12 protein-coding genes are annotated in these 14,677 nt (G+C 54.2%); all 12 read left to right on the forward strand.

Annotated elements, in window-relative coordinates; translation table 11 throughout:
* The first annotated feature begins 637 nt into the window (after window positions 1–637).
* The 12 genes from AC6RNO_RS10135 to AC6RNO_RS10190 all read left to right on the forward strand — a co-directional run bounded on the left by AC6RNO_RS10135 (window position 638) and on the right by AC6RNO_RS10190 (window position 14,674).
* Window positions 638–955, forward strand: a complete 318-nt coding sequence (locus AC6RNO_RS10135; RefSeq protein WP_488434215.1) for a c-type cytochrome — start codon at window positions 638–640, stop codon at window positions 953–955.
* Between the two features lie 64 nt (window positions 956–1,019).
* Window positions 1,020–3,017, forward strand: coding sequence for a sulfatase-like hydrolase/transferase (locus AC6RNO_RS10140; protein WP_497105395.1), 1,998 nt, complete (start codon window positions 1,020–1,022; stop codon window positions 3,015–3,017).
* Between the two features lie 139 nt (window positions 3,018–3,156).
* Window positions 3,157–3,933: an ABC transporter permease gene (locus tag AC6RNO_RS10145; RefSeq protein WP_488434216.1), complete on the forward strand. Its 777-nt coding sequence runs from the start codon at window positions 3,157–3,159 to the stop codon at window positions 3,931–3,933.
* The gene (locus tag AC6RNO_RS10150; RefSeq protein ID WP_474682179.1) at window positions 3,930–4,721 is read left to right on the forward strand and encodes an ABC transporter permease; all 792 of its coding nucleotides are present in this window, start codon (window positions 3,930–3,932) and stop codon (window positions 4,719–4,721) included. Before AC6RNO_RS10145 ends, AC6RNO_RS10150 begins: the two co-directional genes overlap by 4 nt.
* Window positions 4,722–4,789: 68 nt before the next feature.
* Window positions 4,790–5,761, forward strand: a complete 972-nt coding sequence (locus tag AC6RNO_RS10155; RefSeq protein WP_474682180.1) for an ABC transporter ATP-binding protein — start codon at window positions 4,790–4,792, stop codon at window positions 5,759–5,761.
* 53 nt (window positions 5,762–5,814) lie between these two features.
* A complete protein-coding gene (helD, locus tag AC6RNO_RS10160) occupies window positions 5,815–8,088 on the forward strand; it encodes an RNA polymerase recycling motor HelD (RefSeq protein ID WP_497105373.1) in 2,274 nt (757 codons plus the stop codon).
* A 90-nt stretch (window positions 8,089–8,178) separates the two neighbouring features.
* Window positions 8,179–8,262: a YjcZ family sporulation protein gene (locus AC6RNO_RS10165; RefSeq protein ID WP_474682276.1), complete on the forward strand. Its 84-nt coding sequence runs from the start codon at window positions 8,179–8,181 to the stop codon at window positions 8,260–8,262.
* A 1,181-nt stretch (window positions 8,263–9,443) separates the two neighbouring features.
* Entirely contained in the window at window positions 9,444–10,409 is a 966-nt protein-coding gene (locus tag AC6RNO_RS10170; protein WP_474682182.1) for an aldo/keto reductase, read from the forward strand.
* A 36-nt stretch (window positions 10,410–10,445) separates the two neighbouring features.
* On the forward strand, window positions 10,446–11,375 hold the full coding sequence (locus AC6RNO_RS10175; protein WP_497105374.1) for a UbiA family prenyltransferase: 930 nt from the start codon (window positions 10,446–10,448) through the stop codon (window positions 11,373–11,375).
* Window positions 11,376–11,426: 51 nt separating this feature from the next.
* Window positions 11,427–12,764, forward strand: coding sequence for an oligosaccharide flippase family protein (locus AC6RNO_RS10180; RefSeq protein WP_497105375.1), 1,338 nt, complete (start codon window positions 11,427–11,429; stop codon window positions 12,762–12,764).
* A 33-nt stretch (window positions 12,765–12,797) separates the two neighbouring features.
* The gene (locus AC6RNO_RS10185) at window positions 12,798–13,658 is read left to right on the forward strand and encodes a glycosyltransferase (RefSeq protein ID WP_497105376.1); all 861 of its coding nucleotides are present in this window, start codon (window positions 12,798–12,800) and stop codon (window positions 13,656–13,658) included.
* A gap of 5 nt (window positions 13,659–13,663) precedes the next feature.
* The gene (locus AC6RNO_RS10190; protein ID WP_488434222.1) at window positions 13,664–14,674 is read left to right on the forward strand and encodes a glycosyltransferase family 2 protein; all 1,011 of its coding nucleotides are present in this window, start codon (window positions 13,664–13,666) and stop codon (window positions 14,672–14,674) included.
* The last annotated feature ends 3 nt before the right edge of the window (window positions 14,675–14,677 follow it).

The raw sequence follows: 14,677 nt of genomic DNA on the forward strand, positions 1-14,677 counted from the left end.
TGACGTGCGGGATTCTTTTTGCAGGCTTTTTCCGCGCAAAGCTAGGCAGCGTTGTGCTACTGAGGCCCCGGCGTGCGGGTGTCTTTCTCGCAAACTTTCTCCGCACAAAACCAGGCAGCATTGTGCTATCGGCCCCGTCGCGCGGGATTCTTTTTGCAGGCTTTCTCCGCACAAAACCAGGCAACATTGTGCTATAGACCCCGACGTGCGGGTGTCTTTCTCGCAGGCTTTCTTCACGCAAAGCCAGGCAGCATAGGCTATCGGCCCCGACGTGCGGGATTCTTTTTGCAGGCTTCCTCTGCGCAAAGCCAGGCAGCATTGTTCTACCGGCCCCAACCGTGCGGGTTTCTCCAGCCCTGCCTATGAGCGGCGGAGCCTCATACCGCGCGCGGCTCCCAGTGCGCGGTGCGAGCTGCATGACGGCGGTCGGCCACCCAAGCCGCCAACCTCCGAGCGCCCCCGCTCATCTTCGAAAGACTCTCAACAATTCTGCTCTCTCAATCGCCAAGAATAAAAATTGGAATTTCGATGCACCATAAACTTGTGCGGGGCTTAGGCAGCTCTTGCCGGGCGATCCCTTTATTTTACACCGCGTGGTTTGGTATCATGGTGGAAAAAAGACAGGGAGTTATCGCTTATGAAATTTTTGCCGATTTGCTTGATCGGGCTGACGGTATTTCTTTCCGCCTGCGGCCAGCAAGGGGGACAGGCCCCCGCGGCGGAGTCCGTCAAGGCGGATGCACCGACTTTGTACAAAAATTACTGCATGTCCTGTCACGGCGGCAATCTGCAGGGCGCCAAGGGGCCAAGCTTGCAAAAGATCGGAGACAGACTGGATGAAGAAGATTTGATTCTCCGCATCCAAAAGGGCGGGGGCGGTATGCCTCCTTTTCAGGTAAGCATGACGGATGAAGATGTAAAAGCGCTCGCGGCCTGGCTGGCAGCGATGAAGTAACTTTCACAAAGCCTTCACAATTTCTTCATAAATATCATTTACAATAGGGGGCTGAAGGAGAGTGATGAAAATGCGCTTGACCTTTCGGCCCCAAAACTTCGTATACACGACGCTGAAGCAAAACCGTATTAGCGCTTACAGCCTTATTATTTGTATGCTGATAGTTGCGCCGTTGTTGTCCATACTGGGAATCGAGTATTTGGTGCGCGGTTCGATCCATCAAACGCTGGATTGGGTCATGTCCAATAAAGTGTATTTTGCGCTGAATGTGTTTTTGGCATTTTGCGTGTACAGTTTGATTTATGCCATTCTCGGTTCGCTGATCGTATCCATGGGAATAAGCACGCTGCTGCTGGGTACCGTATCGTTAATCAGTTATATGAAAACAAGATTGATCGGCGAGCCCTTTTTTCCGTGGGACATCCTGCTGAATAAAGAAAGCATGAGCATCGCCTCACTTGTGACAGGCAAAGCCGCTTTGATCCGGATCGTATCCGTCGCGCTGCTGTTCGTCGTCATTTTGCTGCTGCGCTTTATCGTTCCGCGTTTGTCGCTGCCCATCTTCGGGCGCATCGCCTTAGGTCTGTTTTCCTTCTACGCTTTATACGCGTTCGGCGTGAAAACGGCGATGGCCGGGAACATTCTCGATCGCGCAGGCGTCAATGAAATCACCTGGAACCAGAGCGAAAACTACACCGATAACGGGCTGGCGCTCGCTTTTACGATGAATGTCAAAAACTCGATCGTGCAAAAACCGCCGACCTACAGCAGCGAAGCCATGGCGACTGTAGCCGGCCATATTCAGAACGCCTCGCTGAAGTCTTCGACCGGTGACGGGCTCATTAACGGCAAACAGCCGAACGTCATTTTTGTCATGAATGAAGCGTTTTGGGACCCGACGCTGCTGACGAACGTCAATTTCAGCGAAGATCCCGTTCCGACCATCCACCGTCTGCAAAAGGAATCGTCCTCCGGCTTTTTGCTGTCCCCGCAATTCGGCGGCGGCACGAGCAACGTGGAGTTCGAGGTGCTTACGGGGAATTCCATGAGCTTTTTGCCGGGCGGCTCCATTCCGTACCAGCAATACGTCACGAAACCGGTGCCGAGCCTGGCCAGCTACTTCGAAGGCAAAGGCTACAAAAGCCTGGCCATCCATTCCTACGAAGGCTGGTTCTGGGACCGCAACAACGTCTATAAGCAATTTGGCTTCGAAGGCTTCAAAAGCAGCGAGAACTTTGTCAATCCCGAGGTCAAAGGCTATTACATCTCCGATGACGAAGTATCCCGCTCCATCATGCAGGAAGTCGATAAGTCGGACCGGCCGATGTTCATTTATGCGGTAACGATGCAAAATCACGGTCCTTACGACGAGAACCGCTACGGAGACAATCCGATCAAGGTGCAGGGACCTTTGTCCGACTCGGCCAAATCGATTCTGGAAACGTACACGCACGGCGCCCACGATGCCGATCAGAGCTTGCAGCTTTTGATCGACCATTTTCAGAAATCGGATAAACCGACTTTGATTGTGTTCTACGGCGACCACCTTCCGATGCTGGGCTACGATTACCAAGTGTATCACGAGTCCGGCTTCATCCAGTCAGGCAACGATTCGCAGTGGTCGCTGGAAGAGTTGAAAAAAATGCACAGCGTCCCAATGGTCATGTGGTCGAATTTCGATATGCCGAAAGAACAAATTCCGGTGCTCAGCAACTCTTTCCTGGGCGCCCACGTACTCGACCGGCTGAATATGGAAAAACCGGCCAACTTCTCGATGGATGCCCAGCTTTCCGCGCAAATCCCGGGCATGCTGAGCAATCTGGTTGTCGACAGCAACCAGCAGCTGCATGCGAAAGCCCCCGATTCGGCCAAACAGATGATTGACGATTATCGGAACATGCAGTACGATTTGCTGTTCGGCAAGCAATATTTAGCCGATTATATCGACCATGATTATTTGACCAAAGCCGCAATCCCGAGCTACAGTACCGATCCTGACAAAGAAACGGTTTTGGCGGAGGAAGCCGCACATACTCCGGCGGCCGCAGGCAAATCGCAGTAATCAAGAGAAACATCCTCGTCACATTAAAGTGAGGGGATGTTTTTTTGCTTGCCATTTCCAGGGTAATTTTGATAATATAGAAAACGCTCTCTCTACGCGGCGGCTGCAATGAATACCAATTGTTACCAGGAGGTGTTACATGCTCTTCACGGTGCTGGCACGCAAGGCGTACGCGAGAAATTTGCAGTATCGCGGCTCGCACTTGCTGCACAATTTGGTCAGCATGGCTTTCGGCTTCATTTACGTGAGCATCTGGACCGGACTGGGCCAAGATGCATCGCTCGGCGCTTACGGCCGGCAAGGAATGGTCGGTTACATCGCTTTTAACCAGTCCATACTATGGCTCACCCTGTTTCTTACCAATGGGCTCGGCCTCGAACAATCGGTGCGAACCGGTCAAATTGCGCTCGATCTCATGCGCCCCGTTCATTTGTTTTATCAGGCAATGAGCCGGGAATGGGGACAGATAGTCTACCAGTTTTTGTACAAATTTTTACCGATCTACATCCTCTACTTCTTCATCTTCTCCCTGAAGCTTCCGGATCGCGGCTCCGTCTATGTTTGGACCGCGGCAGCACTCGTTTTTGCAGCTTACATCTCCATTTGCATCAATTACTTGATCGGCGTCGCCGCTCTCTGGACAACCGAATCCCGCTGGCTGTACTGGGTCAATTATGCGCTGAGCATGTTGTTATCCGGTTTTTTTATCCCTTTGGAGTGGCTTCCGGCATGGCTGCGCACGGTCAGCTCGCTGTCGCCCTATCCCTATTTGATCTACGTTCCGACCCGAATCTATATGCAGCTTGAGCAAGGAACTGACGCACTCGGCGCCCTCTTATGGTGCATCGGGTTTACTTGTGCCTGTCTGGCGCTTACACGCTGGGCCCGCAAAAAGCTGGAGGTGCAGGGAGGATGAACGCTTTGAAGCTATATTTGCTGCTCGTCCGCTCCAGCTTTCGAGGGCAGATGCAGTACAAATTCAACTTTATTTTTTCAATGCTCATGGCTTCCATGGTACATATTTCCGAATTTTTGATGGTCGCGCTGGTCATGATGCGGTTCGGCAATGTCAAAGGCTGGAGCCTCTATGAAGTGTGCTACTTGTACGGCGTAATGATGATGTCCAAAGCGATTTACCGCTCTTTTGCCTCGGACGTGCACCATCTGGAAAAATATCTCGTCAGTGGAGATCTTGACGCGCTTTTGACCCGGCCCGTTCCGGTGCTGCTCGCGCTCATGACGCAGAACGTAAAGCTTTTGCTTGCCGAAACGGGGCAAGGGCTGCTGCTGCTCGCGATATCCATGCGGGCGCTGATGGCCTCCGGGCAGATCGGATGGGCTTCCGTTCCGCTCACTGCGCTGATCATCCTGACCGGCGCGGTTCTATTATTTGCCATCGGGCTTGCCACGGCGGCGGCCGGTTTTTGGCTGACGCGCATCGAAGCGCTGCAAAACATGACGGAGGACGCGGCCCAGACCGCCTCGCGCTATCCGCTCGCTTTATATCCGAAATGGCTGCAAGGCATGCTGCTCGTACTCATTCCGGTCGGTTTTGTCAACTACATCCCTTCACTGTATATTTTGCGGCAGCAGGGCGGGATGTGGCTTATCGCCGTCACGGCGGCCGCAGCATGCGCTGCGCTGCTGATAGCGCTACGAGTGTGGAAAATAGGCATGTCCCACTACCAAAGCACCGGAAGCTGACGCAGCGGACCGGAAGCCGTTCGCGGGTAACGCTGTGCGGTGAGGAAACGATAAAAGGAGCGATCTCTTTGATTACCGTAACGAATCTGCGCAAAACATTCAAAACCCCGCTCGTCCAAGAAGGAAAATTTGCCGGGCTGCGGAGCTTGTTCTCTAGAAAGTACCGGGAAAAAGAAGCGGTGCGCGACGTGAGCTTTACCGTGGAATCCGGGGAATTCGTCGGGTACATCGGCCCGAACGGAGCGGGCAAATCGACGACGATCAAAATGCTCTCCGGCATCCTTCACCCGACATCGGGGGAGGTGCTGATTCACGGGCTGAGCCCGCAAAAGCACCGAAGGCGCGTCGTCCGCCGCCTGGGCGTCGTTTTCGGGCAGCGCAGCCAGCTGTGGTGGGATTTGCCTGTCAAAGATTCCTACGAAATATTGACGGCGATGTACCGGGTCGAGGAAGCGGACGCCCGCCGCAGGCTCGGAGAGCTGGAGGAACTGCTCGGACTTGGCGAGTTCCTGCACACGCCCGTGCGCAAGCTCTCGCTCGGTCAGCGGATGCGGGCCGATTTGGCCGCGGCGATGCTGCACGATCCGGATATTTTGTTTCTGGATGAGCCTACTATCGGCCTCGATGTCGTGGCCAAGCGCAGCATACGCGGCTTTTTGGAGGCGCTGAACCGCGATTTCGGCAAAACGATTCTGCTCACGACGCACGACATGGACGATATCGAGCAGCTTTGTAAGCGGGTTATCGTCATCAACCACGGCCAGATCGGTTACGACGGCTCGATCGGCGAGTTGCGAGAGAGAATCGGCCTGCCGACGATGATAAAGATTACGTTTCGCGGCGGCTACCGGGTTCCGGCCGGCCGCGAGCTTCCGTTCCGCATCGAGGGGCAGGGAGACCGCACGCTTACGCTGGCCTGCAACCGCCGGGAGCTGAAAGCGATGGAGGTGCTGAACACGGTCAGCGAGTGGGGCGAGATCGACGACGTGCACATGGAAGAGCCCGAATTTGAAGAATTGATCCATGGGGTGTATAAGTAAAGTAAGCATATCTTCATAAAACGATCAAGCTTTGAGGAAAGGAACATTATCGCATGGCTATAGACAAACAGGAGCGGCAGCAGGAAGCAAGCCGGCTGGCCGGAGTCCGGGAACGGATGGTAACGCGCATCGCAGAGCTTGCCCAAACCGTGGATACCCGCCAGTCGGACGTATCGGCGATCCGCCGCAACTTCTGGGACGATATTTCGGTGAACGCCGATAACGACGACGATGTCATTGAAACGGCGGCCAGCATTACGCAGCAAAGCATTGCGCTATCTCGCCAGGAGCGCAGCTACAGGCTGGCGGCAGACGCACTCCGCAAGCTGACGCGCGTAGTGGACGCGCCTTATTTTTGCCGCATCGACTTTGCAGAGGAAGGGGAGAGCCGCCCGGAGCGAATTTATATCGGGCTGACCTCCTTCGTCGATCCGCAAACCGATGAGATTTTGATTTATGACTGGCGCGCCCCGATATCCGGTCTGTTTTACGATTTTCCGCCGGGGCCGGCCGGTTACCGGACGCCGGAGATGGACGTAAGCGGCGAACTGCTGCTGAAGCGGCAGTACATCATCAAAGGCGGCGAACTGCAGGATCTGTTCGACACCGGGATCAGCATCGGCGACGACATGCTGAAGCAGATGCTCAGCCGCAGCGCCGACGAGAAGATGCACAGCATCGTCACGACGATCCAGCGCGAGCAGAACCGGATCATCCGCGACGACCGGCACAAAGTGCTCGTCGTGCAGGGCGCCGCGGGCAGCGGCAAGACGTCCGTCGCGCTGCAGCGCATCGCGTACTTGCTGTACAAATACCGGACGACGCTCAGCGCCGATAATATGATTTTGTTTTCTCCGAACTCGCTGTTCAGCGATTACGTGTCCAACGTCCTGCCGGAGCTCGGCGAAACGAACATGCAGCAGACGACTTTTCAGGACTATTTGACGTACAAGCTTGAAGGGACAGGCCTGTCGGCCGAAGACCCGTACGACCAGCTTGAATATTTGCTGACCGGGAGCGAGCGGGACCCGGACTATGCGGCCCGGCTGGAAAGCATCCGCTACAAAACGTCGGCGGCTTTTCTCGGAGTTATCGAAGCGTACGGCGAAAAGTTGAAAACCGCCGGCATCCGCTTCCGCGACTTCGCGGTCGGCCGCAAAGTTTTGCTCTCCGCAGAGGAGCTCAGCGGCCGCTTTTACGGCAAAGCTTCGAATCAGTCGCTCGGCGACCGGATGGAGCACCTTACCGAGTGGATTGTGGAGAGGCTGAACGGCATTCAGGCCGACGCGGAAAAGCGGTTTTACCGCAAAATGACCAAAGAGCCGACTTACCTGGGCACCGAGCAGGAAATGAAGCGAATGAGCCGCGCCAAGGCGCACCGGGCGATCGAGCCGCTCAAGGAGCGGGCCCGCAATCTGGCGTACATCGATGTGCTCGGCATGTACCGCGAGTTGTACGAAAATGCTGCGCTCCACGCGCAGTTGACTGGGGCCGCCGGGCAAGCGGTCCCTGCGGCCTGGGAGACGATTCGCGCATTCGCCGCCGCCCGGCTCGGGCAGGAGCGGATTTTGTACGAAGACGCCACGCCGCTCGTGTACCTGAAAGGCTTGATCGAAGGCCAGCAGACGGTCAACACGATCCGCTACGTCGTTGTTGACGAGGCGCAGGATTACTCGCCTTTTCATTACGCGTATTTGAAAAAACTGTTCCCCCGCGCGCGCTTTACCCTGCTGGGGGACTGGAACCAGGGCATCTTTACGCACGCGGATCAGGGCGGGGAGTTCGCCTCCATCAGCGAGCTGATGAAAGAGCAGGAGACGGAAACCGTCCGGCTGGTCAAAAGCTATCGCTCAACCCGCGAAATCACCGATTTCGCCAGCCGGATTTTGCCGCACGGCGAGCCCGTCGAGCCGTTCAGCCGGAGCGGCGAGCCGCCGCAGACGGAGCGCGCGGCGGACGAAGCCGACCTCAGCCGCAAGGTGGCGGCGGCTGTCCGCAAGCGCTTGGGCGGCGGAGCCGGGTCCGTCGCGGTCATTTGCAAGACCGAGAGCGAGGCCGTCCGCGCTCACGGGCTATTGCTCCCGCTGCTGCCGGAGCTGCAGCGGATCAGCAAGCAGACGCAGCACTACGAGGCCGGCGTCATGGTCGTGCCCGCGTACCTCGCCAAAGGGCTCGAGTTCGACGCGGTGATCCTCTACGACGCCGGGGCCGATGTCTACGCGGAGCCGAAGGAGCGCAAGCTGTTCTACACGGCTTGCACCCGGGCGCAGCATCATCTGGATTTGTTTTACAGAGGGGCGCTTACCCCTTTTCTTTCGGAAATATAGACGGCAGTCCATACCCATCCGCCCTGTGCCTCATACGATATGTATCAAGCGGGAACGGTAAAGTTCCATGCGCGGAAGGGAGGAATAACCATGTCACATTTCGGATTCCACACGAACACGGCTGTTATTCTCGTGCTTTTCATCCTGTTGGTTATCATCCTGCGCACGTTCTAATTCCGGGCGGGATCATGACGGGGGAGCGACAACGGTTTCGGTTTGGTTTGGTCTGCCGGTCCAAGCCGGGCAGGGCCTGATGAGATTGCTCATCGGGCCTTTTTTTGATAAAAATTACACTGCGCAGAGTATCCCACCGCTGAAAAGGGACGCTTCCGCCCACAGCTTGTTCGCTGTGCCGTTTTTGCGAAGCTGCGTGGGGGAGCGGCCACTCGTCTGCAAAACCTGCAGAAGTGCAGGCTTTCTCCGCGAAAGTGGCTCGTTTTGGCGAAAAGCCTGCGAAAGTGCAGGAATTTTCGGTAAAAGCGGCCCCGAGCCCGCGTGTCCGATGAAAAGCCTGCACATTTGCAGGAATTCCTCGCGGCAAGCGTACTAAGGCGCAAAAAGATGCACTTTTGTAGGTTTTCCGTAGCGTTGACAGGTATGCCGCTAGAAGTCTGTCCGGTGAACCTAAGTAGAAGGTATGTGTATGCGAAATGACGGGTGCTATGCAGCGTTAGCAGCCTATATGCAGTCATGATGCTCAACTCACAGCAGAAAAGCCAAGGCTCCGGCGGCGCGATTTGTTGAAAAGCGGCCCGCAATGCGGATCGGAGATGAAGATTATGTAAACGCTGTCGCTCATCTTCGAAAGACCTTGATAGAGTAGAGATTTTTCTAACAACGTTTTTTTCGACAAATAGCTACAAACTGAGATGCGTGTCCCAAGACTTAGGTCAGTCGTTTCGCCCGGGAGCGCAGCCGCAATTGCTTCCTTGGACACAAGCGGAAGCATTCAATTTGTGTTATCCTACATGAAAAATACAATTATTTCCATCGCATGCTCGATAGTATCCGTTTGCGGAACATTCCCGTTTATTACTTGGTCATGTGCCCAGGGCACCAGATCAATGAAATCCGCCAAAAGTGTTGAAAAATGGAACATCCTAGCGTCACACTACAAGTGAGAATCGTTTGCAACTTAAATGTTGACAAAATTTCATACAGTACTGCAACGGCAATGCAAACGATTCTATTGCAAATGCATCTCTATTTTTTATTTTATGAGGGAGGTGAGTACCGGTACCGGTAACGGCCTCGAATGAGGTTATACTCACAGATGCGGGCCAGACAGGAGCTGCAAGGAAAGAAGGCGAGAGAGCAAGGACAACTGCTCTGCGCCAATAAAGGGAGGGTTATTGATGAGAAAGGTACAACTGGGCAAAAGCGGCTCCAATGTAAGCCAAATCTGTTTGGGCTGCTTGAATTTTGGCACACGCAACAACACAGAGGTATCGTACGGACTGCTGGATCGCTATTTGGATGCAGGAGGCAGCTTTCTGGATACGTCCAACAACTACGCATTCTGGAGCGAAGCGGGCGTAGGCGGCCAGAGTGAAACCCTGCTTGGGGAGTGGATGAAGGAGCGCGGCAACCGCGACCGAATCTTCCTCGCGACGAAAGTCGGCGCGAACCCGACCTTCAAGGGAGGCGGCTTCGATGCCAAGGAAGGACTGTCCGCTGCTGCGATTATGAAGGCTGTCGACGAAAGTCTGACCCGTTTGCAAACTGACTACATTGATCTGTATTATGCGCATATCGACGATATGAGCACGCCGCTTGAGGAGACGATTGAAGCGTTCGACCGGCTGGTCAAGGCAGGCAAGGTCCGGACGCTGGGCTGCAGCAACCACTATACCTACCGGCTGGAACGTGCCAAAGCGATTGCGCATGCCAATGGCTGGACACCGTATAGTTGCATCCAGCAGCGGTATACGTACCTGCGTCCGAAGCCGGGAGCGGATTTCGACGTGCAGATCAGTGTATCCGACGAAATGCTGCAGTACTGCTCATCGCATGACGATGTGACGCTGTTGTCGTATTCCCCGCTGCTTAACGGATCATACACCCGTTCGGACCGCGAGCTTCCCCATCAGTACACCGGAGCGGACGCCGAGGCGCGTATTCGGGTATTGAGGGAGATTGCCGAAGAGACGGGGGCTACGAAAAACCAGGTCATTCTGGCATGGATGCTTCAAAGCAAGCCGCCGGTTGTTCCGGTTATTGCAGCGAGCACTGTAGAGCAGCTTCAGGAGAATCTGGATGCGCTTGAGGTTGTTCTCAGCCCTGAGCAGCTCCATCGATTGAATACGGCTGCTGCGATATAACACAATGAATTTAATAGAAAAGGGGTGTAACCCTATATGGATAGCGATGAAACCATTGCAACGATTCCCAAGATCTGGGTAAACGTTAAGCACCGAATGCCGTTGTTCGGGCACATCATGAAGCTGCTGCGGTACAAGCAGTGGACGAAGAACGGCTTTATTTTCGCCGGCGTTCTGATTTCGTTCCACCAGATGACTATCGGCATGGTCGAGAACACCATACTGGCCTTACTGCTGTTCTGCGGCATCTCAAGCTGCGTCTATATCATCAACGATATTGTCGATATTGAGGCTGACCGGCTTCATCCCGTCAAGAAGATGAGGCCGCTGCCGGCAGGACATATCAAGGTTCATCAAGCGCTTGTGATCCTGTTTATTCTGGGGCCATGCACGCTGCTGCTGTCCTTTCTGTTGAACATCTATTTCGGGGCAGTCATTCTCAGTTATTTTATCCTCAACCTATTCTACTCCTTCAAGCTCAAGCGGTATGTACTGATCGACGTCATCATTATCTCAATCGGTTTCGTCCTGCGGGCATTGGCCGGATGTCTCGTTACGAGCGGCAAAGTATCCATCTGGTTCCTGCTCAGCATCGCCTTCCTCACCTTGTTCCTCGGCTTCAATAAACGGCGCAAAGAAATTTTGACGCTGGCAGACCACTCCACGCACACACGCAAAAGCTTAAGCGAATACTCGATCGGCTTGCTCAATGAAATTATCCCGATGCTTACCGCCTGCTCCATTCTCACCTACTCCTACTTCATCATCAACGAGACACAATCCAAGTATTTGATTGTCACCATCCCCCTTGTTCTGTACGGCATTCTAAGATATCAGTACCTGACTAATAAAACCGAATACGGGGAAAGTCCGGAGCTTGTGCTGCTCAGGGACAAGCCGATGCGCCTGATCCTGCTGCTGTGGCTTGTCGTCTACGTATCTCTGCAGAGCAATGTGATCGTGTAGCCGCAAGCGGCGGCAGTACAACCAATCCAAGTGGAAATAGGGTAGATGAATATGAGTATGAAGGCATTGTCCCGGGAACGCGCAGGCAGGCTCGCCTCCGGATTGTTGAGCAATCGGGCGATCGCAAGCTTTTTCAGCAATTTGGGCACCGTGTTTATTTTCCGCATGGTAGCGGCTGTTCTGAATATTGCCGGCCTCATTTTGGCTGCCCGGCATCTGGGTGTCGTTGCCCTCGGGGATATCACTCTGGTGCAAAATATCGCGTATTTCCTCATCATTCCAATGGTATTCGGCATTCATCTTTCGACCATCAAGTACTACCCGGCCCATTCCGACCAGCCCTCCGAGCAGGACAAGCTGCAGGAGCAGCAGATCATAGGGACGATTGTGGTCTGCAATACGATACTGGTCATTCTATGGACGGCGTTGTATCTCAGTGTGACCCAGGCGATGAATGTGTTCGGGCATATATCGGCGACGGAGTGGACGCTCAGCATTGTGTTCGCAGTGGCGCTTAATTTCTCGATGGTGTCCGAATCGGTGCTGAGGGCGAAGCAGAAGTTCTTCCTGCTCAGTGTGGCCAAATTAATCGGCACATGCGTGTTCTTCATCATCGTGCTGGCCTGCTATACCCGGCTGGATACGTACCCGTATTTCATTATCGCTTTGATCGTCAGCTTCGTGCTGTTCACACTCATCGCATTGATTGGGCTGCGGGGCAGCAAATTCACCTTCTCCAAGGAGATGGCGGGGAAGCTGTACCGGTATGGCGGCGTGACCATGATCAGTCTGCTGTTCTCGAACATTCTGTTTGCCAGCGACTTGTTCATTGTCAATTATTTTTGCTCCAGCTATGACGTGGGCATGTATTCGGTCTATCAGGTCAATGTGAAGAACTTCTTCAATCTTCTGTTCCATGAGGTGTTCGCGGTCGTCTTTCTGCCGACGGTAGCTCAGTTGGACAAGGGCAGGGTGTACAGCCTGATCGTCAGGTTCATCCCGCTGCTGCTTCCGGTTGCGATCATCGGCAACATGCTGCTGTGTGTCGTGCTGCTGTTCTTTTACGGCAAAGGGTATCCGCTGAACTGGACGTATGTCGGATTGGTATCCGTGAGTACAGGGTTTCATTTCATCTACTGGATTTTCCATTCGGTATTCTCCATGGAGGGGAAGAAGGGGGCCATGATGTGTCTGACGGCACTTGGCATTCCGCTGCCCTTATTGATTGCGGTGTATTTGGTATTGACGAAATATAACGGGATTTGGGGAACGATGGTCGCGAACCTTATCACCCAATGTGTACTGCTCGGAACGTTCGTCCTGCTGATTCGGTTCAAGTATCTCAAGCAGGCGAGACAGACGGCTTCCATACAGCAGATGCAGGCCTAAAAGGCACTCCCGGATGATGGAGGATGAGGGCGTATGAAGATCAGTATTGTCATACCGACCAAGGACAAGCTGTCCCGGCTCCGGTTAACGCTGCAGGGGCTGGAGGGTCAGATTGACCGGGATGCGGAAGTGATTGTTGTGTTCGACGGCTGCGACCCGGCGATGGTGGCGGCGTTCAGGGAGCTGAAATTCGCCTATAAGCCGGTCATGGTCGTCTGCGGGAAAAATGTCGGCCGGTCGGCTGCCCGCAATCTGGGGATCGAGAAGGCAAAAGGCGAGATCGTTGTGTTCCTCGACGACGACCGGGTACCGGGGGCGGACTTCGTGAAGAAGCATATCGAAGGGCAGCGGAAGCCGTGCATTCTGCTTGGCGAGCGACAGGATGTGCTGTTTACGGAGAAGGAAATCGAGGAGCTGTTCCAGTATGGCAATCAGGAGGAGCGGCTGGCGATTTTGCAGGCGAAACTGGTCGATCAGGAGCTTCATAAGCCGCTGCCGATCAAGCCGACCAGCAGGCTCAACTGGCTGTCGTTCTATACCGGCAATGTATCGGTCCGCAGGGAGCATCTGATTAAGGTAGGTATGTTCGATGACAACTTCAAGGGCTGGGGGCATGAGGATCTGGATCTGGGCATCCGTCTCTCCAGGCTCCGGCTGGCGTTCAACAAGGACTGCAGCATCAGAAGCTATCATCTGCTCCATGACAGCAGCTTCAACGTGGCGGAGCGGACGATGCAGTCGATGAAAAATCTCAAGTACATGATGAACAAATATAAATTCAGCCTGACGTACTGGGTACTGTCGGTCTTCTACATTAAGCACAAGCTGTTCGGCCTCAGTATAAACCGGCAGATTATGCAGGAGAAGCCGGCTGCAGAACAATGGAAGGGGTGAATGGTATGAGCCATGGCATGAACCGCGATCTTTTGGTTTCTATCATTATTCCGAACTATAACTACTCGAAAACGTTGCCCAAATGTCTGGATTCGCTGATGCATCAAACCTACGAGCCGATCGAGGTTATCCTGGTCGACGACGGCAGTACGGACAATTCCGTTGAGATCGCGCGGCAGTATCCGTGCACCATCATTCAAACGAAGAACAACGGCGTCTCCGCAGCCCGCAATACCGGCGTTGCCCACGCGAAGGGCGAGATTGTGTTCTTCCTCGACAGCGACGTCGCCCTGTTCCCCGATGCGATCGAGCATACGGTCCGCGCCTTCGAACTTGACCCTTCGCTTGGCTCGGTCTGCGGCATCTATGCGAAGGAAGCTCTGTTCAACGACAGCTTGTTCGAGGAATACCGGACACTGCAGAACTATTATTGGCGGATCAGCTCGGAAGGGTATGTGACGGCCGGCTTCTTCTCTCTCGGCGCGGTCAAGAAATCGGTATTTATCGAGCTCGGCGGCTTCGACGAGAAACTGAACAATTCCGAGGATATCGAATTTGGCCATCGCATCAATGAGAAATACAAACTTCTCCTGACCAGCGCGGTCATGGGCTATCACGATGAAGAGCACCGGTTCAAACGGCTGGCGAGAAAAATGCATGAGCGTGCCCGGCAGCGGATTCCTTTTTACTTCCACCGCAAGAAATTTACCAAAGGATTCGAAACCCCGCTTCGCGGGCTCGGTATGTTGTTCGTCGGACTCAGCACGCTGCTGCTGCCCTTATCCGTCGTCCATCCTTATTTCTTCTACATGCTGATCGCAAGTCTTGCGATCTTCATTTTGACGGATTTCGGACAGTATGTGTTTGTGCTCAAGGAGAAGGGGCTGCTGTTCACGCTCTATTTTATCGGTGTGCATTGGGGAATTACGGCCGTCTGCTTCTGGGGCTTCGTACGCGGTTTTTTCGAATATTTCGGCAGCAAAGAGTTTCGTCTTAAATATAAATACGGGGAGTGACCA

This window comes from Paenibacillus sp. sgz302190 (assembly GCF_059820445.1).

Bases quoted from the DNA above. Each gene is read 5' to 3' on its own strand.
- AC6RNO_RS10180 (WP_497105375.1), top strand. From the start codon at position 11,427: ATGAGTATGAAGGCATTGTCCCGGGAACGCGCAGGCAGGCTCGCCTCC.
- AC6RNO_RS10145 (WP_488434216.1), top strand. From the start codon at position 3,157: ATGCTCTTCACGGTGCTGGCACGCAAGGCGTACGCGAGAAATTTGCAG.
- AC6RNO_RS10185 (WP_497105376.1), top strand. From the start codon at position 12,798: ATGAAGATCAGTATTGTCATACCGACCAAGGACAAGCTGTCCCGGCTC.
- AC6RNO_RS10190 (WP_488434222.1), top strand. From the start codon at position 13,664: ATGAGCCATGGCATGAACCGCGATCTTTTGGTTTCTATCATTATTCCG.
- AC6RNO_RS10140 (WP_497105395.1), top strand. From the start codon at position 1,020: ATGAAAATGCGCTTGACCTTTCGGCCCCAAAACTTCGTATACACGACG.
- AC6RNO_RS10170 (WP_474682182.1), top strand. From the start codon at position 9,444: ATGAGAAAGGTACAACTGGGCAAAAGCGGCTCCAATGTAAGCCAAATC.
- AC6RNO_RS10175 (WP_497105374.1), top strand. From the start codon at position 10,446: ATGGATAGCGATGAAACCATTGCAACGATTCCCAAGATCTGGGTAAAC.
- AC6RNO_RS10165 (WP_474682276.1), top strand. From the start codon at position 8,179: ATGTCACATTTCGGATTCCACACGAACACGGCTGTTATTCTCGTGCTT.
- AC6RNO_RS10135 (WP_488434215.1), top strand. From the start codon at position 638: ATGAAATTTTTGCCGATTTGCTTGATCGGGCTGACGGTATTTCTTTCC.
- helD (WP_497105373.1), top strand. From the start codon at position 5,815: ATGGCTATAGACAAACAGGAGCGGCAGCAGGAAGCAAGCCGGCTGGCC.
- AC6RNO_RS10150 (WP_474682179.1), top strand. From the start codon at position 3,930: ATGAACGCTTTGAAGCTATATTTGCTGCTCGTCCGCTCCAGCTTTCGA.